We start from the raw sequence: 20,547 nt of genomic DNA on the forward strand, positions 1-20,547 counted from the left end.
GGTGGCGGCCCCGCCGCTGATCGCCGCCCTCGGCCCGCACCGGGGCGTCCCCACGGTCCTGCTCCTCGCGGTCCTGGCCTCGCTGCTGCCGCTCTCCCGGGGCTGGCGGCACACCCGCGCCCGGGACCCGGGCCGCGGGGGACGGACCGCGTGCCGAGGCCCAGTGGCGCAGGGGCCGTCGGCTCGCCGTCGAGGGCGGTGCCCGGCTGCTCGTGGACCTGGCCGACCGGACCCGCCCCGACGCGCCGGACCCGGCCACCGGTGGCCGCCTCGCCGGGCTCACCCCGCGCGAACGGGAGATCTCCGTCCTGGTGGCCGAGGGCCTGACCAACCAGGCCGTGGCCGAGCGGCTCTGTCTGAGCCCCCGTACGGTCGAGAGCCATGTCGCCCGGGTCTACCGGAAGACGGGCGTGGAGACCCGGGCGGCCCTCGCGTCGCTCGTCGCGCGGGACGGCGCCGCCGAAGGAGGTCAGTCCTTGCGGGGGTAGCTGGCGGTCACCCGGCCCCTGGCGTCGGCGTGCAGGGAGGCGGAGCCGTACGAGTCGGACAGGTACACGATGATGCCGAGGCCGTTTCCGGCGATTGTCGAGGCGGGGACGAGGACGACGTAACGGCTCGTCGGCTCGGCCACGCCCAGTTCCCGCTCGGCGCGCTTCAGGAGCGCGGGCAGGACGTCCCAGTCGACGGAGGAGAGGTCGGCGGGGACCGAGCCGGGGAAGGCGGTGCCCGAGCCCTGGCGGACGACCGCTTCCCCGCCCCGGTAGAGGTACCGGTCGAACCGCTTGGTGCTGCCCTTGACCAGCGCCTCGGCGACGGCGTACTCCGGGTACACGACGAAGCCGGTGACCTTGGTCCCGCCCGAGGCCTCCTTCACGGCGGCGATGGCGGTGCGGACCCCGGCGGGCGTCAGCAGATCGAGCCGCTTCGCTTCGGGCGCCGTCGTCTGCTCCGCGGGAGCCTTCGCCGGGGGTGTCGTCGCCGCGGGGGTCCGCAGCTCCGTCCTGTCCTGCCCGGAGGGCGCGGCGCCGCCGGGCCCGTCGCCGGAGTCGGCCGGCCGCCAATCCCAGGCCACCGCTCCCACGGGGATGCCGACGGCGAGCACCACGACGGCGACGGAGCCGAGGAACCGCCCGGTCCGCCCACGCCCCCGCCGCGCGCCCGCCCGCGCCGGGGCGAGGCCCGCCGGGGCGGTCGTCGCGGGGGAGGCCCCCGGCGCCGGAGCCCGGACAGACGGGGAGGAAGACCCCGGAGCCGGAGCCGGACCCGAGGGCGGTGCGAGGCGGAAGGAGGTCGTGTCGGCGGGGACGGACGGGGACACGGCCGCCCGCGAGGACGGGGCCCCGGCGGGAGCGGAGGGGGATCCGGACACCCGGGAGTCCGGGGCCTCGCCAGAAGCGGGCGAGGGCACGGCCGCTCGGGAGCCCGGGGCCTCGCCGGGAGCGGAGGGAGGCCCGGCCGCCCGGCCGCCCGGGGTCCCGGCGGGGGCCTGCGAGGGCGTGGGCGTCCCGGCCTCCGGGGCCTCGGTCCCTTCGCCGACGGCTCCGTCCGCCGACGCCGCCGCAGCGAGCACACGGTCGAGTTCCCCGGCGTCCGGGCGGGCGGCCGGGTCCCGTACCAGGAGGCGGACGAGCACCTCGGTCAGCGCACCGGCCCCGCGCGGCGGCGGCACGTCGTCGGAGAGGACGGCCGCGAGCGTCGCCAGGGTGTTCTCCCGGCGCAGCGGGTGGACGCCCTCGACCGCCACGTAGAGGAGCATGCCCAGCGACCACAGGTCGGCGGCCGGACCGCTGGTGCCGTTGCCCCGGATGCGCTCGGGGGCCATGTAGTCGGGGGAGCCGATGATGGAGCCGGAGGCGGTCAGGACGGTGGACTCGCGGATCGCCGCGATGCCGAAGTCGGTGAGGACGGGCCGCCCGTCGGGCCGCAGCAGGACGTTCGCGGGCTTCACGTCGCGGTGCTCGATGTCCCGTTCATGGGCCGCCCGCAGGGCCGCGAGCAGCCCACGGCCCAGGACGGCGGCCTCGGCGACCGACAGGGTGCCCCGGTCGAGCCGGTCCTGAAGGGAACCGCCGGTGACCAGCTCCATCACGAGCCAGGGGTACGTTCCCTCACCGGCGTCCACGATGTGGTGGATCGTCACCACATTGGGGTGGTCGATCCTGGCCAGCGCGCGGGCCTCGCGCAGGACCCGGGCGCGCAGGGTCCGGGCGCCCTCCACGTCGTGCTCGGCCATCGCGGGGTCCGGCGGGCGTACCTCCTTGAGCGCCACCTCACGGTGAAGGGCCAGGTCGCGGGCGCGCCAGACCGTGCCCATACCGCCCCCGCCCAGCCGTTCCACCAGCTCGAACCGGCCGTCGATCACTCTGCTCACACGCATCCCCGCACTCGGGTCCCCGGGACGGTCGCGGACCTCGGCCCGACTCCGCCCACCTCGCCGTACACGTTCATCTGATACCGCCCCACGGGCACCCCGGCCTCGGGAAGATCACGCAGCCCCGCCCAGGACCCGTCCCCGCCGCCGTCCCCGCCACCCGGGCCCGTACCGGCGTCGCCCCCGACCGTACCGCCGACACGACCGGAGCCGCCGAGCCCCCTGGACTCGCCCTCGGCGGCCGGGCCCCCGCCCGGCCGCCGTATCCCCGCCGCCCGCTCGTACGCGCGAGCCGCCTCCCCCGGTGCGCCCGCCGTCTCGAAGGCGTACCCGGCCCGGTGGTGCAGGGCGGCGGCGTGTCGGCGGTCGTCCCAGGACTCGGCCGCTTCGGCGGCCCGTGTGTACTCCCGTGCCGCCCGGCCCGGTTCGCCGAGCAGCAGGACGCAGTACGCGAGCCAGGCCCCGGCCCGTACCCGCTCCGCCGTCTCGTCGTCCCCGGCGAACCCGGTCAACGCCCGTTCCAGCAGCGGGGCCGCCTCACGGACGCGCCCCCGCTGCGCGTACACGACCCCGAGACCGAGCCGGGCGAAGAGGTCCACGAGGAGGTCCGGGCCCGGCCCCTCGGAGTGCCGGACGGCCTCCGCGAGCAGCGAGACCTCCTCGCCCCCGGCGTCCGTCGCCCCCGTCGGCGCGAGCGCCCGCACGAGGGCGAGCAGCAGCCGGGTCCGGTCGCCGGGCCGCAGCGGCGCCGCCGGCTCCTCGGCGGCGAGCGCCGCCCGCAGCAGCGCCACCGCCTCCGCACGGGCGCCGGTGGCCCGCAGGACGGCGGCGAGAAGCAGTTCGTGCTCGACCGCGCACCAGGAGCGGCCCCCGAAACGGTGACCCGCCACCGCCGTCCTCAGCAGGACGAGCGCGGCGGCCGGATCGTCCGGGGCGGTGACCCGGCCGAGCAGCGCCCGCGTGTCGGCGAGGACCCGGGAGACGGCCGGATCCTGCGCGTGCGGTACGGCGAAGGCGACGAGCCCGGTCAGTTCCGCGCGGAGGGCCGCCGCCTCGGCGGTGGGATCGGGCGCGGTGTCGAGCAGGTCGGCGGCGGCCCGGTCGCGCAGCAGCCGTACCGTCGCGGTCTCGGCGACCGAGGCCCTGCCGCTGACGTACAGGGCCTCGGCCCGCTCGTGGAGTTCGTCGAGCGCGGCCCGTGCCGTCGCGCCAGGACCGGCCCCGGAGAGCAGCGCCCGAGCCCGGGAGACCAGCGCCTTGCCCCGCTGACCGGCCTGTTCGTGCAGGTCGGCGGCCCGGGTGAAGAGCGGGCCCACGTCCGCCCTCGGAGTCTCCCGGCAGCCGAGCGCGGCGGCGTCCAAGGCGTCGGCGTGGTCGCCGGGGGCGAGGTTCCCGCCCGCGTGGCGCAGGGCCGTCGCGGCCCGCTCCCAGGAGGCCGAGGCCTCCGGGTGGCCCTCGGCGGTCAGCCGCCGGGCCCGGTACAGCAGCTCGTGCGGGTCCTCCGGCTCTTCGGCGGCGCCACGCCCCGAGTCGTACGGGCGCTGGGCGCAGGGGAACGCGTCGGACGAGCGGCTGCTCATGGAAGGTGCTCCGGCAGGTGGTGGGGGTGGGGGGAGACAAAGAGAGACGAAAGGAGGGAAGGGGAGGGGAAAAGAAGGGGAAACGGGGTGGAGGGCTGGGAACGTACAGGCCGGACCGACTTTCGCAGGCCGAAGCCGCCCGCACATCCGTAGAAATACGGAACCCTTGCTCCGGTCCCGAGGCTCCGGCCCCCACCCCGCCCACCCCGCTCGCCCGACCTCGCGGCTCCGATCGGCCGTGCTGCGCAGCGCCCGGGGGCGGGTCCTCGGCTACGGTGATGCGGTAGGCGCCCTCCGGGGCCGGGCCGATGTGTAGGTCGATGCGTGGAGACTCACCAGTCGTCGAGCGGGGTCCCGCAGCCGCCCCGGGCGGCCGTCGGGGACGCCGGTGTGCTCCGTGAACTGCTGCCGATCGCGCTCTGGCGGGAGGACTCCGGCGGCCGTGTCGTCGAGTGGTCGCTGGCCGCGCAGGACCTTCTGGGCCACCGGCCCGAGGAGGTCCTCGGGCGGCTCGCCGCCCCGCTGCTCGTCCCCGACGCCAACCGTGAACTGGCCGACCGGCTCACCGAACGCGTCCAGGCAGGCGAGACGATCGTCGGCACCCTGCCCGTCCGGCACCGGGACGGGCACCTGGTCGCCATGGAGATGTGGATCGTCCCGGCCACCGACCCGGAAGGGCGGCCGGGCGCGCTGCTCATCGCGGTGGAGACCTCCGAGGTCCTGCGGATGCGGGAGAACCTGGCGGCGATGGAGAGCCTGTTCACCCAGTCGCCCATCGGCATCGCCCTGCTCGACCCCGACCTGCGGTATCTGCGCGTCAACGACACCCTGGCCAGGATGAACGGCGTGTCGGCCGCCCGGCATGTGGGCCGCCGCCTGAGCGAGGTCGCGCCCGGCGTCAACACCGACGCGCTCGAAGCCCTGATGCGGCAGGTCCTCGACAGCGGGAAGGCGGTCGTCGACGCGCGCCGGGTCGGCCGTACCCCCGCCGACCCCGGTCGCGACCACGTCTGGTCCTGCTCGTACGCCCCGCTCGTCGACCGCGCCGAACGGCGCCCGCTCGGCATCATCGCCTCCCTCGTCGACATCACCGAGAGCCAGGAGGCGCACGGCGAGGTCGAGCGGGCCCGGCACCGGTTCGGGCTGCTCGCCGAGGCAGGGGCCAGGATCGGCACGACCCTGGACCTCGCGCAGACGGCCGAGGAGGTCGTCACCTTCCTCGTACCGCAGCTCGCCGACTCCGCCGACGTGCAGATGCTGGAGTCCTTCCTCGCCCCGGACGACTCCGCCGCCGCCACGCGCGGACTGCTGCGGCGGCTCGCGGTCCGCTTCCCCGACCCGACCGCCCCCACCACGGTGCTCGTCCCCGGAGGGACCTACCAGATCCCGCTGGACTCGGTGTACGAGCAGGTCGTCACCCGGGGGCTGCCCACGAACCTCTACCCGACCGACCTCCCCGCCCTCTTCACCGAGCCCGGCAGCGAGCCGCTCCGCGCCTACTTCGACGAGCACATCGGCTCGGCGCGGCTCGTGCCCCTGGTGGCGCGGGGCAAGGTGCTCGGGGCGGTCACCGTGACCCGGATGCGGGACCGGGAGCCGTTCGACGCGGAGGACCGCGTCCTCATCGACGAGGTCGTCGCCCGCGCGGCCCTCAACATCGACAACGCCCGGCTCTACACCACCCAGCGCGAGGCCGCCCTCACCCTTCAGCGCAGCCTCACCAACAGCGCGCTGCCCGCCGTCACCGGGCTCGAACTCACCGGCCGCTACCTCCCGGCGAGCGTCCACGACGTCGGCGGCGACTGGTTCGACGTCATCCCCCTGCCCGCCGGCAGGACCGGTCTGGTCATCGGGGACGTCATGGGGCACGGCATCCACGCGGCGGCGGTCATGGGCCAGCTCCGCACCGCCGTACGGACCCTGGCCCGGTTCGACATCGCGCCCGCCCGGCTGCTCAGCTCGCTCGACGCCGTCGTCGCCGACCTCGGCGAGGACACGATGGCCACCTGTGTCTACGCGGTCCACGACCCGGCGGACGGCGGCTGGGTCATCGCCCGCGCCGGGCATCCGCCACCCGCCGTGGTCACCCCGGACGGCACGGTCTCCTTCCTCGACGGGCCGCCCGGCACCCCGCTGGGTACCGGCGCGCTCGACTTCGGCACCGAGACGGTGGACCTCCCGGCCGGGGGGCTTCTCGTGCTCTACACGGACGGACTGATCGAGGCCAGGGACCGTGACCTCGACGAGGGGATGCGCCAGCTCGGCCGGGCGCTGCGGCACCCGGAGCGCCCCCTGGACGTGCTGTGCGACGGCATCCTCGCCCGGCTGCTCGCGGCCCCGGCCCAGGACGACGTGGCGATGCTGCTCGCCCGTACGGCCCGGTGAATCCCGCAGGGGACCCGGACTCGTCTCCGTACGGGCCGGGGGCGTCCCCTACGGGCCCGGGGTTCGTCCCGTACGGGCCCGGAGTCCGTCCCCTACGGGCTCTGTCCCGCCCCGTACGTGTCAGGGGACGGGGACAGGGCCCCTGGCGGGGGGTCACCCCGAGGCTCCTCGCAGCCGGTACAGGTCGCGTAGCAGGGCGATCTCGGCCCCGTGGTGCAGGAGTTCCTGGTTCACCCACCAGACGGTTTCGAGGAAAGGGTCCTCGGGGTCGCTCCCGTACGGGTAGGCGCTGAACCCGACGGTGTCCAGTGCCGTGTCGTCGACGGACAGCAGCGTCGCCCGCCAGGCGTCCGCCGCCGTGCCGAAGGCGGCCACGGCGGCGGTGGCGTCCCCGCTGCTCTCGTAGTCGTCGCGGGTCAGGGAGCGGCTGCCGCAGGTGTGGTCGGCGCGCAGCGCGAGCATCTCGCCGAGGTGGCTCAGCCGCCAGGCGATCGTGGTGAACGGCGGGGGCGTGGGGTGCGGTGGGGGAGTGGCGTCCCTGCCCCACCCTCCGGCGCCGGTGAGGAGGGCGGCGCCCGGCCCGGGACCGTCGGCGTGGCGCCGCACGGACCAGCAGCCGGGGCCCGGCTCCCACAGGTGCTCCGCGTCGCCCATCGGGCCCACGGCGACCTCCGTGCCGTTGCCGCTGTCCACCGCCGGGCCCGCCATCCGGTCGACGAGGCGCTTCCGGGCGAAGTCGAATTGCCGGAGCAGGGGATCGAGTCGGGCGGGCACGGCCATCGGACGCTCCGGATCGCTCGGGGACGGAACGCACGTACTGTGCCACGGGCCCGCCCCGGAAGCTCCCGCATTTTTCCTGCCTGCCGGCCCCCGGGGTGGCGGAGGCGGGGGATCAGACCCGGTCGATGTGCACGTTGGTCGACTTCACCCGGGCCGTGGCCTGCATGCCGACCGAGAGGCCCAGCTCCTCGACCGCCTCGCGGGTGAGCAGCGACACCAGCCGGTGCGGCCCCGCCTGGATCTCGACCTGCGCGGCGACGTCGCCCAGCTTCACGGCGGTCACGATTCCGGGGAACGCGTTCCGCGCCGAGGTGTACGGCACGTCCTCGTCGCCCTGCCCGCTGCCGGTCGCCGCCTGGCCCACCTCCACCGCGAAGGCGGCCAGGTCCCGCCCCTCGATGAGCCGCCGCCCGTTGTCGTCGCGACGGGTCGGGACCCGCCCGGCGTCGGCCCAGCGGCGTACGGTGTCGGGGCTCACGCCCAGCAGACGCGACGCCTGCCCGATGGTGTAGGACTGCATGGCCGCCAGCCTAGGCCGTACCTCGCGGTCCGCGCCGGGCCCACCCCTCCGCCGACCCAGGCCGTACCTCGCGGTCCGCGCCGGGCCCACCCCTCCGCCGACCTGGGCCGTACCGCTCGGACCGCGCCGGGCTCACCCCTCGTCGGACCGGCGGCCCACCGACTCCACCAGCGGCAGCAGCCGATGCGCCACCCGCTCGCGCAGCGCGATCTCGGTACGGGTGCGCACCACGCCCGGCAGCTGGATGAGCCGCTGGATCACATCCTCCAGATGCCCCGCGTCCCGGGCCACCACCCGGGTCAGCAGGTCGCCCCCGCCGGTGATGGAGAAGGCCTCGACGATCTCCGGCACGCCCGCGAGCGCGTCGCCGACCTCGTCCAGGTGTCCCTGGGTCACCTCGACGTGCACGAAGGCGAGGACCGGGTGGCCCAGGGCGGCGGGGGAGAGCGCCGGGCCGGTCGAGGTGATCACCCCGTCCCGCTCCAGCCGGTCGATCCTGGCCTGCACGGTGCCCCGGGCCACGCCCAGGATCCGCGCGTACTCGCGCACGCTGGTCCTCGGCTGCTCGATCAGCAACCGCAGGATGCGGGTGTCGAGTGCGTCCACCGCCATGTTCCGTCGCCCTCCCTGTGCTCCGGACGGCACCATCCGGACGGCTCCATTCTGGTACGCGGCCGGTGGGAAAGTTTCCTCCCGGGGATGTCGAGAACCCGTGTCCCGCTCCGTCCCAGGAGTGAACGCGGCCACCATGGCCGTACGACACGGAGGAGCGACACCATGGCCAAGTACCTGCTGCTGAAGCACTACCGGGGCGCCCCTGCCTCGCTCAACGACGTCCCCATGGACCAGTGGACGCCGGAGGAGATCTCGGCGCACATCGGGTACATGCGGGACTTCGCGGACCGGCTGGAGAAGTCGGGCGAGTTCGTCGACGGGCAGGCGCTCGCCCCCGAGGGCACCTTCGTACGCTACGACGGCGAGGGCCGGCCGCCGGTCACCGACGGCCCCTTCGCCGAGACGAAGGACCTGATCGCCGGCTGGATGGTGATCGACGTCGACAGCTACGAGCGCGCGCTCGAACTGGCCGGGGAACTGTCGGCGGCCCCCGGAGCGGGCGGCGAGCCGATCCACGAGTGGCTGGAACTCCGCCCGTTCCTCACCGAACCGCCGACCGTCACGGAGTGACCGCCGGGGCCCGCCCGCCACGCAGCGACCACCGGAGCCCGCCTGCCACGCAGCGACCAGGAACGGAGTACCCCCCATGGCCCCGCCCGAAGGCCCGGTCCTGCCTGACGGCCTGTCCTCGTCCGACGGCCCGCCCTCGCCCGAAGGCCCGGTCCCGCCTGACAGCCCGGCCCCGCCCGGCAGGGGCCCCACCCCGATGCCGCCCGGCAGGGCCTCCGTCCCCGCCCCGCCCGTCCCCGCCCCGCCCGTCCCGCCCGGCGACGGCCCGCCCCTGGACCAAGCCAGGCTCCGGGGGCTCATCCCCGAGGTGATCGCCTTGCTCGTCCGGCGCGGCGTGGACTTCGCGGCGGCCGAGGACGCCGTCCAGGACGCCCTGGTCGAGGCCGTCCGGGTCTGGCCGGGCGGCCCGCCGCGCGATCCGAAGGGCTGGCTGGTGACGGTGGCCTGGCGTCGCTTCCTCGACGCGGCGCGGGCCGACACCGCGCGCCGCCGCCGGGAGGAGCGCGTGGAGGAGGAGCCCGCGCCCGGCCCCGTACCGGACTCCGACGACACGCTCCGGCTCTACTTCCTCTGCGCGCACCCCTCCCTCACGCCGTCGGCGGCGGTCGCGCTCACCCTGCGGGCCGTCGGCGGGCTCACCACCCGGCAGATCGCACAGGCCTGTCTCGTCCCCGAGGCGACCATGGCGCAGCGCATCAGCCGGGCCAAGCGGACCGTCTCCGGGGTGCGTCTCGACCGGCCGGGGGACGTCTCCACCGTGCTGCGCGTCCTCTACCTGGTGTTCAACGAGGGCTACTCAGGGGAGATCGACCTCGCCGCCGAGGCCATCCGGCTCACCCGGCGGCTCGCCGCCTCCGTCGACCACCCGGAGGCGGCGGGACTGCTCGCCCTGATGCTGCTGCACCACGCCCGGCGCGCCGGCCGCACCGCGCCCGACGGCAGTCTCGTCCCCCTCGCCGAGCAGGACCGCGCCCGCTGGGACCGGGCGGCGATCGCCGAGGGCGTGGACCTCCTGCGGGCGGCCCTCGCCCGCGACCGGCTGGGCGAGTACCAGGCCCAGGCGGCCATCGCGGCCCTGCACGCCGACGCGCCCACCGCGAAGGAGACCGACTGGCAGCAGATCGTCGAGTGGTACGACGAACTGGTGCGGCTGACCGGCAGCCCGGTCGTCCGGCTCAACCGGGCCGTGGCCGTCGGAGAGGCCGAGGGGCCGCGCGCCGGACTCGCCGCGCTCGCCGAGCTGGACGGGACCCTGCCCCGGTACGGTGCGGCGGCCGCGTACCTCCACGAGCGCGCGGGCGATCTGGCGACCGCCGCCCTGCTCTACGCCGAGGCCGCCCACCGGGCCCCCAACCTCGCCGAACGCGACCATCTGACCCGGCAGGCCGCCCGTCTCAACGCCCTCAGGCCCCGCTGAGACCGAGCTGAGACCGAAGACCCGGCCGAAGATCCGGCCGATGGCAGGCGTGGTGGTCCGTTGGCTCCCCGATGGACCCGTGTAACACCCAGGTGCTAGGCCAATGGTCCAGTGGAACGGTGTTGAGTTGAGCCACGGGCCGTCAGGATGTTTTCCTTGGGGCATCCAGGTATTTTCGGCGCCGCGCAGCGCCGGACAGGCGACGAGGCCGGTCCGGACCGCGGCGCCTTCGTCGTGTCCGCGCACCCACCACCCCGGGTCGCCCGCGCCATGGCGGAGAGCAAGACAAGGGGGCGGCGAAGAGCCGTGAAGAAGATGTTCGTGGCGCCCGATCCCGGGCTCGTCAGACTCAGGAACTCCCTGCGGGCCGTCGTGGGGATCGCCCTCGCGGTCGCCCTCGCGGAACTCGCCGGGCTCTCGCTCACCGCCTCCATCACCGGCGGTCTGGCCGCGCTGCTCGCGCTCTTCACCGTCCTGGACGCCACCGTCCCCGCCCAGCGCCTCACCACCCTGCTCCTCCCGGTCGCGGGCTTCCCCGTCCTCGCCCTCGCCACCCTGCTGCACGACCTCACGGTGCTGCGGGACATCGCCTTCCTCGCGGTCGTCTTCTGCGGGGTCTACGCCCGGCGCTGGGGCCCGCGCGGACACGCCCTCGGCGTCTTCGCCTTCATGAACTTCTTCTCCACCCAGTTCCTGCACGCCGTCCCCGGGCAGCTCCCCGAGCTGTACGCGGCCGTGGGCATCGCCCTCGCCGCCGCCGGAGCGGTCCGCTTCGTCCTCTGGCCGCTGGAGCGCCGGGTCCCGCCGCCCGCCGCCCCCGCCCCGCTGCCCGGCACCGGGCTCGCCCGGGTGACCACCCGGCAGGCCGTGCAGGCGGCGGCCGCGTGCGCCGTGGCGCTCGGCATCGGCCAGGTGCTGTCCGAGGACCGCTGGTACTGGGCCGTCGGCACCACCTGGTGGATCTTCGTGAACACGGTGTCGCGGGGGGACACCCTGGTACGCGGCTTCCGCCGGGTCCTCGGCACGGTCATCGGCGTCGCCGTGGGCCTGGTCGTCGCCATCCCGCTGCACGGGGCCCCCGCCCCCACGGCCGCCCTGGTCGCCGTCTGCGTCTTCGGGATCTTCTACACGGCCCCCCTCTCGTACAGCTGGATGATGCTCGCCGTGACCGTGATGGCGGGCCTGCTCTACGGACTGCTCGGCGTCCTCGACCCGGAGCTGCTGCTCCTGCGCGTCGAGGAGACCGCCGTCGGTGCGGTGTGCGCCGCGCTCGCCGTCGTCGTCATCCTCCCCGTCACCACCCACGCCATCAACGACGTGTGGATCCAGCGGGCCCTCAACGGCGTCCGGGCCGCCACCTCCGCCTCCCTGCGGCGCCTCTCCGGCGAACCGGACGCCGACCCGGCCCCGCACGCCGCCGAACTGGAACTGCTCCTCGGTCGTGTCCGCCTGTCCCTGGCGCCGCTGGTCCATCCGCTGAGCCCGTTCCGGGCCCGCAAGGCCCGCGCCCGGCGGGTGCTCGCCCTCCTCGACGAGTGCGCGGCCGAGGTGCGGGGCCTCACCGTGGTCGCGGCCGACCCCGCCGCGAGCCACGACGCGAGGCTCGCGGCCGCCTGCTGGCGCGTCGAGGCCGCCGTCGAACGGCTCACCACCCCCGGCGACGGCCCCCGCACCGCACAGACCGCCCACGGCGCCTCGGCCGCCGGGGGACACGGCGCGCTCGGCCACGTCAGCGGCCTGGAGAAACTCCTCGCCGCCCTCGACGAACCCCTGCGCACCCCGCCGGGCTCCCTGCTGGTCCGCTCCTGACCCGCCAGGCTCCTGCCGGTCGGCTCCCCTGACCTGCCAGGTTCCTGGCGGTCGGCTCCCCTGACCTGCCAGGTTCCTGCCGGTCGGCTCCCCTGACCTGCCAGGTTCCTGCCGGTCGGCTCCCCTGACCCACCAGGCTCCCGCTGGTCGGTGTTCCTGCCCACGAGGCTCCCGCTTGTCCGCTCCCGACCCGCCTTGACCCACCCTGGCCTGCTGCCTCGCCCTCGGTCCCCGCCCCGGCCTCCTCGCCCTCGCCGTGTCCCCGCCCCGCCCCGTAGCGAAGGCCCCTGTGCCCCCGCCCGCCCTCGTACCCCCTCTGGTCTAGACCGCCTGCTACCGTCGGCCGCACGAAGGCCCTCGCGGCCCGGTCGTGGCACGGCCCCAGGGGCGGACGGCGGCCGGGGCGGGCGGCCGTGGCAGGCCGGGCGTACAGGACCGGCCCCGGGGACAGGGGTAACTCATGAGCGACACAGGGACGGTCCGGCCCGCCGCGCGGGCGTACATCGGCTCCTTCACCTCGGCGGGCGGTCTCGGCGTCCTCGCCGCCGATGTCGATCCCGGGACGGGCGCCCTCACCGTCACCGGCGGCAGCGCCGCCCTCGCGGACCCCTCCTTCCTCGCCCTCGCGGGCCCCGTGCTGCACGCCGTGTCCGAGACCGAGCCGGGCGCCGTGGCCGCCTTCGACGTCACCGGGCCCGCGCCCCGCCCGCTCGGCGGCCCCGTCCCCGTGGACGGCGCGGCCCCCACGCACCTCGCCGTCGCCGACGGACATCTCGTCACCGCCAACTACGCCTCCGGCAGCGTCACCGTCCTGCCCCTCGCCGAGGACGGCACCGCCCGGCCCGCCAGCGCGGTCCTGCCCCACGAGGGCAGCGGTCCCGTCGCCGACCGCCAGGCCGCCCCGCACGCCCACCAGGTCCTCCCCGACCCCACCGGCCGCTGGGTCCTCAGCGTGGACCTGGGCACCGACTCCGTACGGATCTGCGCCCTCGATCCCGCGAAGGGGACGCTCACCCTCCACGGCGAGACCGCCCTGCGCCCCGGCACCGGCCCGCGTCACCTGGCCTTCCACCCGGACGGCAGGCACGCCTACGTCCTGAACGAGCTGGCGCCCACCCTCACCGTCTGCCGGTGGGACGCTGCCACGGGCCTCCTCGAACCGCTCGCCGAGACCCCCGTCGTCCCCGAGGGCACCACGGGTCCCAGCTATCCCTCCGAGGTCGTCGTGGCCCCCGACGGACGTTTCCTCTGGGCTGCCGTGCGCGGCGACGACACCCTCGCCGTGCTCACGCTCGACCCGGAAGGCGCCGAGGCCTCCCTCGTCGCCACCGTGCCCTGCGGCGGCAACTGGCCCCGGGACCTGACACTCGACCCCACCGGACGGCACCTGTACGCGGCGAACGAGCGCTCCGGCGACGTCACCTGGTTCACCGTCGACCCCGAGACCGGCGTCCCCGCCCGCGCCGGCTCGGTCGAGGCCCCGGCGGCCTCCTGCGTCGTCCTCGGCTGAACCCCGCCCCGCCCCTACGCCGAAGGGCCCGCACCGGACATCCGGCGCGGGCCCTTCGGCGTAGGGGCGGACCGCCTGCCTCAGTGGGCGGCGGCACCCTGCGGCTGCTGCGGCGGGATGCCCAGCGCCGTCGTGTACTGCGAGAGCACCAGCTTGCCGATCGCCGGGTAGGCGCCGAGCGCCTCGGCGGACGCGCAGTCGGCCTCCTTCGAGGCCTCGTCGAGCAGACCGTCGGCCAGCTCGGGACCGATGAGATACGGGGCGAGCGCCAGCTGCTCCGAACCGGAGGCCCGCAGCTGGTCGGCGACGGCCGCGATCGAACCCTCCTGGTCGAGCGCGGCGGCCATCACCGGCACCGCGAGGCGCGCGGCGAGCAGCATGCCGGTGATCCCGGCGGCCTGCACGGCCTCCTCGCCGCCCACGGTGGCCAGGATGATGCCGTCGGCGGCCGTGGCCACCGTGAAGAGCCTGGCCCGGTCGGCGCGGGCGAGACCCGCCTCGGAGAGCCGCACGTGCAGTGCCTCGGCGAGCAGCGGGTGCGGGCCGAGGACATCGGTCAGCTCGGCGGTGTTGCCCGAGTCCATGACCGCCTGGCGCACCAGCCGCGTCTGCGCGCTGTCGGGACCCGCGAGCAGCGGCACGACCACCGCGGCGGGACCCGAGGGGGCGGCCACCTCACGGCCCGCGGCCACGGCCACGTCGTACCGCTGGACGCGCAGCGCGTCGATGGCCGTGAGCACGCCCGCGAGCGAGGCGTACTCGATGTCGTCGCCCTCCAGGAAACCGATCGCGGCCTCCAGACCGGGAAGTTCGGAGCGGGCGATGCTCACGACCTCTTCGGCCAGCGAACGTATGGCGGCGGACGGAGCACCGGGTACGGCGAGAACCAGCGCGGGAGCGCCCTCGGGCGCCGCCGCTGGTTCGGGGCGACGGTGCCGCCCGGACTGGCGGGGTCGAGGCATTCGTACAGGCAGGCCGGAAGCAGGCCCATTGGGGGAGCTCATGGCGCCGCATGCTACTGGTTTCGCCCCGTGCGCCGTCGGTTGAGGTAGGGGTCCGCGCCTTCTGCCCCTCTATGTCCGTACCTGTCCTTGACATGGCTCCGCTACACCGCCTCCGACCTGGGAGAACGCCCTTCGCGCGACGGTCCGACCGAGGTTGCGGGGCCCTCCGCCGGGGCCGCCGCCCGGCCCGCTCAGGCGCCGTGCAGGTGCAGCAGCGCGGCGTCCCCCGGCAGCCTCAGCGTGCCCGTGGCGAGCGCCGACGCGAGCGTCACCGCCCCGGCCAGCGGATCACCCGCCGGTTCCGTGACCCCGGCGTGCGGCAGCCGCTCCCGCAGAGCCGTTCGCAGGGGTACGAGCAGGGGGTCGCCCATCTTGAACACCCCACCGGTCAGGGCCACGAGCGCCCCCGGCCCGGCCGGACAGACCGCCTCGGCCGCCTCGGCGACATGCCCGGCCGCCCGCACGAGGATGTCCGCCGCCACCGGGTCCCGCTCCGCGCACCGGCCCACCTCGGGCGCGAAGGAGGCGAGCACCGCCGGCCGGTCCGGCCGCGGATAGAGCGCCCCCGGCAGACCCGCGACCGGACCGAACATCTTTTCGGCGCGGGCGAGGAGCGCCGCCGAACCGCCCCGCCGTCCGTCGTACGCGCGCATCGCCGCCTCCAGACCCGCCCGGCCGATCCACGCGCCGCTGCCGCAGTCGCCGAGGAGATGACCCCAGCCGTCCGCGCGCCGCCAGGAGGCCAGGTCCGTGCCGAGGGCGACCATGCCGGTGCCGCCCGCCACGACGGCCCCCGGCCGCTGGCCGAGCGCTCCGGCGTACGCGGTGACCGCGTCGGCCGCGAGCGCGAGCCGCCGCACCCCCCACGCCCCGGCCAGCGCCCCGGGCAGTTCGGCCCGCAACTCGTCGCCGAGGGTGGCCATCCCGGCGGCGCCCACGGCCACCGCGAGCAGCGGGCGCGCCCCGTGCGGTTCCACGAGGGCGGCGACGGCGGGCAGGACCTGACCGAGGAAGTGCCGGGCGGAGATCCCGCCGGGGCCCGTGGGCACCGGCTCCCGGGAGGCGCGGACACCGAGGACGGTGCCGTCGGCGGCCCCGGCGAGGGCCACCCGGAGCCCGGAGCCGCCGGAGTCGATTCCCACCACGAGACCCTCGGAGAGCCCGCCGGAGGGAAGCGCGGAGGGCGCGGTGACCGAGGAGGATTCGACGGCTTCGGCGTGCTCGGGGGGCACGGTGGGCTCGTTCACGGTGTCACTGTAGGCCGGTAGAGTGGCCGACCGTGGCAGCGCGACCCTTGAACGAACTGGTGGAGCCCGGCTGGGCGGAGGCCTTGAGCCCCGTCGGTGGCCGTGTGGCGGAGATGGGCGACTTCCTCCGGGGGGAGATCGCGGCGGGCCGGACGTATCTGCCGTCAGGGCAGAACGTCCTGCGGGCCTTCCAGCAGCCCTTCGACGAGGTGAGAGTCCTGATCGTGGGTCAGGACCCCTATCCCACCCCGGGCATGGCCATCGGTCTGAGCTTCGCCGTCGCGCCCGAGGTCCGCTCGCTGCCGGGCAGCCTGGAGAACATCTTCCGGGAGCTGCACACCGACCTCGGACTGCCCCGGCCGTCCAACGGCGACCTGACCCCGTGGACCCGCCAGGGAGTCCTGCTGCTCAACAGGGCGCTCACCACCGCCCCCAGGAAGCCCGCCGCCCACCGGGGCAAGGGCTGGGAAGAGGTGACCGAGCAGGCGATCCGCGCGCTCGCCGCCCGGGGCAAGCCGCTGGTGTCGATCCTGTGGGGCAGGGACGCGCGCAACGCGCGCCCGCTCCTCGGCGACCTGCCCGCGATCGAGTCCGCGCACCCCTCGCCGATGTCGGCGGACCGGGGCTTCTTCGGCTCCCGGCCGTTCAGCCGCGCCAACGAACTGCTGCTCGGACAGGGCGCGCAGCCGGTGGACTGGCGCCTGCCCTGAAGCCGGGGCAGGCCCGCCTGCCCGTTCCCACGGCCTCCTGCCCGCGCCTACGTGCCTTCCGCGTCCGCGCGGTACGGCCCCTGTCCGTGCCCGCGGCCCCGGTTCCGTGTGAACCGGCCCTGCTTCACGCGGACGCTCAGACGACCGCCGCCCGGACGCAGAGGACGTCCGGCAGGTGTTCGGCGAGCAGGCTCCAGCTGTCGCCGTCGTCGGCGCTCGCGTACAGCTCGCCGTTGCGGTTGCCGAAGTAGACGCCCGCCGGGTCGGCGTCGTCCGTGCACAGCGCGTCCCGCAGCACCGTGCCGTAGTGGTCGCCCCGGGGCAGCCCCTCGGCGAGCGGTTCCCAGGTCTCCCCGGCGTCGGTCGTCCGGTAGACCCGGCACCGGCGCCCGGCCGGGACCCGGTCGGAGTCCGCCGTGATCGGGAAGACGTACGCGGTGTCCGGGCGGTGCGGGTGGGCGGCGACCGCGAAGCCGAAATCGGAGGGCAGCCCCGCGCCGATGTCGGTCCAGTGGACCCCGGCGTCGTCGCTGCGGTAGACGCCCCAGTGGTTCTGGAGGTAGAGCCGGTCGGGATCGCCCGAGTCCTGGGCGATCTTGTGGACGCACTGGCCGAACTCGGGGTGCGGGTCCGGCAGGAACACGGCCGACACCCCGTCGTTCGACGGGTCCCAGTCCGCCCCGCCGTCCCGTGACCGGAACACCCCGGCGGTCGACACCGCGACCGTCAGCGCGTCCGGGTCCCGCCGGTCGGTGACCACGGTGTGCACCGCCTCGCCGCCCCCGCCGGGCACCCAGTGGCGCCGGGTGGGGTGCTCCCACAGCGGGCGGACGAGTTCGAAGGACTCGCCGCCGTCCGCCGACCGGAAGAGCGCGGCCGGTTCCGTCCCGGCGTACACCACCCGGGGCGAGTGGGCGGGCGCGGGGTGAAGCTGCCAGACGCGCTCCAGGGAGGCTCCGGTGTCCTCGGGGAACTTCACCGCCGGCCGGGCCGGTTCGGTCCACGACCGGCCGAGGTCGTCGGAGTGGAAGACGGACGGGCCCCAGTGGGCGCTGTCGCCGCCGACCAGGACGCGCGGGGAGGGACCGCGGGTGTCGACGGCGACCGAGTAGACCGCCTGAGAAGGGAAGGCGGGATCGTCGAACTCCCAGCGTCCTGCCTGCCTGCGACCGATGAAGAGCCCCTTGCGGGTGCCCACGGTGAGAAGTACGTCGGGCATGGCTGCCACCTTCAGGACGCCGTTGTCTCGGATACGGGCCAGTCTGCACCCGTGTGCCGACGACGACCTTCCGGAACACCCCGTGCCACCGGAACCGAGCCGAGGGTGACCGCCATGGAGTACGCGCGTACGCCCGGCACCCGGACGGGCTCAGATCACCAGCGGCGCCTCCGACCAGCGGCGGACCCGGTACGGGGCCCACCAGAGCCGGTCGCCGAAGCGGAAGGCGAGGCTCTCGGAGAGGAGGTCGTCCAGGACGGGCCGGGGCACCGCGTCGACGGACGCGCCGTCGGCGAGGCTCTCGATGGCCTCGTGGTACTCCGGCTCGTCGATGGTGAACCGGCGCAGCTCCCCGTAGCGCCGGTCGCGGACCTGGACGAAGCCGGGGCCGTACCGGTAGACGCACTTGCAGATGTAGTACGTGGCGCGCCAGGCGAGCGCCGTCGCGGCGGGGGCGTCGGTGCCGAGGACGGCGGTCGGCGGGTGGAGGTGGCCGTAGTGGCGCCAGGCGTCGGGGTCCGGACCGGTGTGGAGCTGCCAGTCGACCGAGACGGCCAGGCTGGACAGGTCGCCCACGAAGGCGAGCGCCCGGACCGTCCAGTCGGCGTCGGCGGGGTCGGTCACGTCGACCGGGCGGGGGAGCGTGACATGCCGGGCTCCGGCGGCGAACAGGCGCCGGGCGGCCTCGGCGCCGGACATGTCGATCTCGTAGCGGCCCAGGGCCATCGAGGGCAGCGTGCCCACCTCGGGGTCGTAGTCGCGTGAGGCGGTCACGGTGAAGGGCGCGGGGCCGGTGAGTGCAGGAGTCATCGTCGTCTCTCCGTCGGGCGGTCGTCAGGCGGTCGGCACGGCGAGCGCGGCCTCGCGGGCGGCGGTGTGCCGCATGAAGTCGATCCGCAGGAACTCCTCGTTGCGCGCCGGGGGCGCGATCTGCACGAACTGTCCGCCGTCCTCGAAGACCACCCCGAGCGCCCGCCACCGCGCGAGCAGCCCGCGCAGTCCGTCCTCGTCGAGGGTGTGGTCCTTGCCCAGCTTGCGGACGGCCGCCTTCACCGTGTGCGGCTGGTCGAGCAGCCGGAACAAGGCGAGTTCGAGCGGGTCGGTCAGTTCCAGGTGCGTCCAGTCGAAGGCCCGGCGCCTGCTGACGAGGACGATCCGGTCCTCCAGGTCGCAGTGGGTGAGACGGCTGCCGGCGTAGTTCCGCCGCCAGTGCCCGATGGCCTCGTCGAGGCGGGCGACGACGTCCTCGCCGATGCCGCGCGGCGGCACGTCGAAGACGTACGCCAGGTCCAGCATCTCGTCCTCGGGGAGGTCGTAGGTGAGCCGGTACGGTTCGGCCGGGCGCAGTTCGGAGAAGCCGAGTTCCGGCTTGTTGAAGTAGGGGCTGAACCGTTCGATGGCGATCCGGGAGGACGGGCCCACCGGCGGGTTGAGGTGTTCGAGCGCGGCCAGTTGGTCCACCACGTCGTCGTAGTCCTCGCGGTCCTCGCCGGGGAAGCCGTGCAGATAGTTCCAGGCCACCGAGAGGCCGACGGTGGCGGCGTCCCGGAGCATCCGGACGTTCTGGCCGCCGGTCACGCCCTTGTCCATCAGGGTCAGGACCCGGCTGTTGAGGCTCTCGATGCCCGGCTGGACGAAGATCAGTCCCGCGTCGGCGAGGGTCTGGAGCTGCCCCTGCCGCATGTTCGACTTGATCTCGATGTGCATGCGCAGGTCGTAGCCGCTGTCGATGATGCGCGGCAGCACCGTGTTGACGTACCCCATGTCCAGGATGTTGTCGACGACGTACATGTCCAGGATCCGGTGCTCGCGGGCCAGTTCCATGATCTCGTCGTAGAAGACGTCCGGGCTCTTGCTGCGGAACTCCATGAACGAGCCGTTCAGTCCGCAGAAGGTGCAGTGGTGCTTCTCGCCCCACCAGCAGCCCCGGGCGCCCTCGACGACCAGCTTGGGCTCGACCCAGTGCCGGGCGTGGGAGGCGGCGAGCCGCTCGAAGTAGCCGGAGTAGTCCGGCGGCAGGATCGCGGCGGGCGGCAGCGGGCGGGTGTTCATGGAGTTGACCACGGAGGCGCCGTCCGCGTCGCGCCAGCAGAGCCCGGGGACCTGCGACAGCGGCTCTCCGGCGTCCAGCGCGTTGAGCAGGGCGGGGAACGACACCTCGCCCTCGCCGCGCAGGACGTAGTCGACGAAGGGGAAGTTGCGGTGCACCGCCTCGCCCTGCTTGCCGTCGCAGTTGGCGCCGCCCATGGCCGTCGCGATGTGCGGGGCGAGACGCTTCACGTACTTCGCCGCCGCGAGGGCGGCGGTGTTCTGCTGGAACGTCGAGGTGAAACCGACCACGTCCGGGGCGATTTCCACGATGCGCTCGGCGATGTGACGGACGAAATCGGGCGCGGTCGTGTGGAGTGCCTTCGTCATCTCCATACGGGGCCCGCGCACCCGGGTGCGCATCGCGTCGGTGAATTCCTGGACCCGCCATCCGGGGTCGTCGTAAAGGGCGGACGAGAACACCCAGTCGCCACAGCCGAGGAAATAGGAGCCAAGGGAGTAGTAGGAGTAGTCCTCAAGGGTGAATTCCGTGTTGCTGGTGATCCAGTCCACGTATTCGATATTCGCGTGGAGAACGTCCGCCGTGCCGTTCGGGACGCGCTCGTCGACACTGCGCTTGAGAATTCCGAGAGCCAGCGACGGGAGGTCGATCGGGGCCCAGGGCATGTTCACCAGGAGTACGCGCATGGCTCGCCTCTTCTCGTGTGACCGGTCGGGTCGGGTGGGTGGGGAGCCGGTCCCGCACGGGTGCGGGACCGGTC

General features: G+C 74.9%; 17 protein-coding genes. 7 read left to right on the forward strand and 10 right to left on the reverse strand.

Translation table 11 applies throughout. The annotated features are described in order from the left end of the window. The first annotated feature begins 212 nt into the window (after window positions 1–212). A complete protein-coding gene (locus BU197_RS18530) occupies window positions 213–488 on the forward strand; it encodes a helix-turn-helix transcriptional regulator (protein WP_317453396.1) in 276 nt (91 codons plus the stop codon). Here the strand turns inward: BU197_RS18530 and BU197_RS18535 are convergent. Continuing rightward, entirely contained in the window at window positions 470–2,377 is a 1,908-nt protein-coding gene (locus BU197_RS18535; protein ID WP_188269403.1) for a serine/threonine-protein kinase, read from the reverse strand. The two genes, BU197_RS18530 and BU197_RS18535, sit on opposite strands and share 19 nt — an antisense overlap. Then, window positions 2,368–3,951, reverse strand: a complete 1,584-nt coding sequence (locus tag BU197_RS18540; protein ID WP_188269404.1) for a hypothetical protein — start codon at window positions 3,949–3,951, stop codon at window positions 2,368–2,370. The genes BU197_RS18535 and BU197_RS18540 overlap by 10 nt, the downstream gene beginning before the upstream one ends. 324 nt (window positions 3,952–4,275) lie before the next feature. Here BU197_RS18540 and BU197_RS18545 point away from each other — a divergent pair, with 324 nt between their 5' ends. Then, entirely contained in the window at window positions 4,276–6,336 is a 2,061-nt protein-coding gene (locus BU197_RS18545; RefSeq protein WP_188269405.1) for a SpoIIE family protein phosphatase, read from the forward strand. A gap of 153 nt (window positions 6,337–6,489) precedes the next feature. Here BU197_RS18545 and BU197_RS18550 read toward each other — a convergent pair whose 3' ends face one another. From BU197_RS18550 to BU197_RS18560, 3 genes are all read right to left on the reverse strand, one after another. Beyond that, window positions 6,490–7,116, reverse strand: coding sequence for a DinB family protein (locus BU197_RS18550; RefSeq protein ID WP_188269406.1), 627 nt, complete (start codon window positions 7,114–7,116; stop codon window positions 6,490–6,492). 112 nt (window positions 7,117–7,228) lie between these two features. Further along, window positions 7,229–7,636, reverse strand: coding sequence for a molybdopterin-binding protein (locus BU197_RS18555; protein ID WP_188269407.1), 408 nt, complete (start codon window positions 7,634–7,636; stop codon window positions 7,229–7,231). A gap of 132 nt (window positions 7,637–7,768) precedes the next feature. Beyond that, window positions 7,769–8,248, reverse strand: a complete 480-nt coding sequence (locus BU197_RS18560; protein ID WP_188269408.1) for an Lrp/AsnC family transcriptional regulator — start codon at window positions 8,246–8,248, stop codon at window positions 7,769–7,771. 165 nt (window positions 8,249–8,413) lie between these two features. On the opposite strand from BU197_RS18560, the gene BU197_RS18565 reads away from it, so the two are divergent. The 4 genes from BU197_RS18565 to BU197_RS18580 all read left to right on the forward strand — a co-directional run bounded on the left by BU197_RS18565 (window position 8,414) and on the right by BU197_RS18580 (window position 13,557). Further along, window positions 8,414–8,821 (forward strand): YciI family protein, encoded by a 408-nt coding sequence (locus tag BU197_RS18565; RefSeq protein ID WP_188269409.1) that lies wholly within the window; start codon window positions 8,414–8,416, stop codon window positions 8,819–8,821. A 271-nt stretch (window positions 8,822–9,092) separates the two neighbouring features. Then, on the forward strand, window positions 9,093–10,238 hold the full coding sequence (locus BU197_RS18570) for an RNA polymerase sigma factor (RefSeq protein ID WP_188269513.1): 1,146 nt from the start codon (window positions 9,093–9,095) through the stop codon (window positions 10,236–10,238). 315 nt (window positions 10,239–10,553) lie between these two features. Then, window positions 10,554–12,047, forward strand: coding sequence for an FUSC family protein (locus BU197_RS18575; RefSeq protein WP_188269514.1), 1,494 nt, complete (start codon window positions 10,554–10,556; stop codon window positions 12,045–12,047). 460 nt (window positions 12,048–12,507) lie between these two features. Then, window positions 12,508–13,557: a lactonase family protein gene (locus BU197_RS18580; RefSeq protein ID WP_188269410.1), complete on the forward strand. Its 1,050-nt coding sequence runs from the start codon at window positions 12,508–12,510 to the stop codon at window positions 13,555–13,557. A gap of 80 nt (window positions 13,558–13,637) precedes the next feature. On the opposite strand, the gene BU197_RS18585 is transcribed toward BU197_RS18580, so the two are convergent. After that, window positions 13,638–14,561, reverse strand: coding sequence for a sirohydrochlorin chelatase (locus BU197_RS18585; RefSeq protein WP_188269411.1), 924 nt, complete (start codon window positions 14,559–14,561; stop codon window positions 13,638–13,640). 191 nt (window positions 14,562–14,752) lie between these two features. Beyond that, a complete protein-coding gene (locus BU197_RS18590; protein ID WP_317453397.1) occupies window positions 14,753–15,706 on the reverse strand; it encodes an N-acetylglucosamine kinase in 954 nt (317 codons plus the stop codon). Window positions 15,707–15,840: 134 nt separating this feature from the next. Between BU197_RS18590 and BU197_RS18595 the strand changes: the two genes are divergently transcribed. Beyond that, window positions 15,841–16,518, forward strand: coding sequence for a uracil-DNA glycosylase (locus BU197_RS18595; RefSeq protein ID WP_188266158.1), 678 nt, complete (start codon window positions 15,841–15,843; stop codon window positions 16,516–16,518). Window positions 16,519–16,654: 136 nt separating this feature from the next. Here the strand turns inward: BU197_RS18595 and BU197_RS18600 are convergent, their stop codons facing one another. The 3 genes from BU197_RS18600 to BU197_RS18610 form a co-directional block, all read right to left on the reverse strand. Then, window positions 16,655–17,737 (reverse strand): WD40/YVTN/BNR-like repeat-containing protein, encoded by a 1,083-nt coding sequence (locus BU197_RS18600; RefSeq protein WP_188266157.1) that lies wholly within the window; start codon window positions 17,735–17,737, stop codon window positions 16,655–16,657. A gap of 150 nt (window positions 17,738–17,887) precedes the next feature. Continuing rightward, the gene (locus BU197_RS18605) at window positions 17,888–18,547 is read right to left on the reverse strand and encodes a DUF5825 family protein (protein ID WP_188266156.1); all 660 of its coding nucleotides are present in this window, start codon (window positions 18,545–18,547) and stop codon (window positions 17,888–17,890) included. A gap of 24 nt (window positions 18,548–18,571) precedes the next feature. Then, complete coding sequence (locus tag BU197_RS18610) at window positions 18,572–20,473, reverse strand: RiPP maturation radical SAM C-methyltransferase (RefSeq protein ID WP_188266155.1); 1,902 nt, start codon at window positions 20,471–20,473, stop codon at window positions 18,572–18,574. Between the last annotated feature and the right edge of the window lie 74 nt (window positions 20,474–20,547).

This window comes from Streptomyces sp. CBMA291 (genome assembly GCF_014596525.1).
Taxonomy (GTDB): Bacteria; Actinomycetota; Actinomycetes; order Streptomycetales; family Streptomycetaceae; genus Streptomyces.

Coding starts and splice junctions, on each gene's coding strand:
- BU197_RS18535 (WP_188269403.1), bottom strand. CDS start 2,377: ATGCGTGTGAGCAGAGTGATCGACGGCCGGTTCGAGCTGGTGGAACGG.
- BU197_RS18540 (WP_188269404.1), bottom strand. CDS start 3,951: ATGAGCAGCCGCTCGTCCGACGCGTTCCCCTGCGCCCAGCGCCCGTAC.
- BU197_RS18550 (WP_188269406.1), bottom strand. CDS start 7,116: ATGGCCGTGCCCGCCCGACTCGATCCCCTGCTCCGGCAATTCGACTTC.
- BU197_RS18555 (WP_188269407.1), bottom strand. CDS start 7,636: ATGCAGTCCTACACCATCGGGCAGGCGTCGCGTCTGCTGGGCGTGAGC.
- BU197_RS18560 (WP_188269408.1), bottom strand. CDS start 8,248: ATGGCGGTGGACGCACTCGACACCCGCATCCTGCGGTTGCTGATCGAG.
- BU197_RS18565 (WP_188269409.1), top strand. CDS start 8,414: ATGGCCAAGTACCTGCTGCTGAAGCACTACCGGGGCGCCCCTGCCTCG.
- BU197_RS18575 (WP_188269514.1), top strand. CDS start 10,554: ATGTTCGTGGCGCCCGATCCCGGGCTCGTCAGACTCAGGAACTCCCTG.
- BU197_RS18580 (WP_188269410.1), top strand. CDS start 12,508: ATGAGCGACACAGGGACGGTCCGGCCCGCCGCGCGGGCGTACATCGGC.
- BU197_RS18585 (WP_188269411.1), bottom strand. CDS start 14,561: ATGAGCTCCCCCAATGGGCCTGCTTCCGGCCTGCCTGTACGAATGCCT.
- BU197_RS18600 (WP_188266157.1), bottom strand. CDS start 17,737: ATGCCCGACGTACTTCTCACCGTGGGCACCCGCAAGGGGCTCTTCATC.
- BU197_RS18605 (WP_188266156.1), bottom strand. CDS start 18,547: ATGACTCCTGCACTCACCGGCCCCGCGCCCTTCACCGTGACCGCCTCA.
- BU197_RS18610 (WP_188266155.1), bottom strand. CDS start 20,473: ATGCGCGTACTCCTGGTGAACATGCCCTGGGCCCCGATCGACCTCCCG.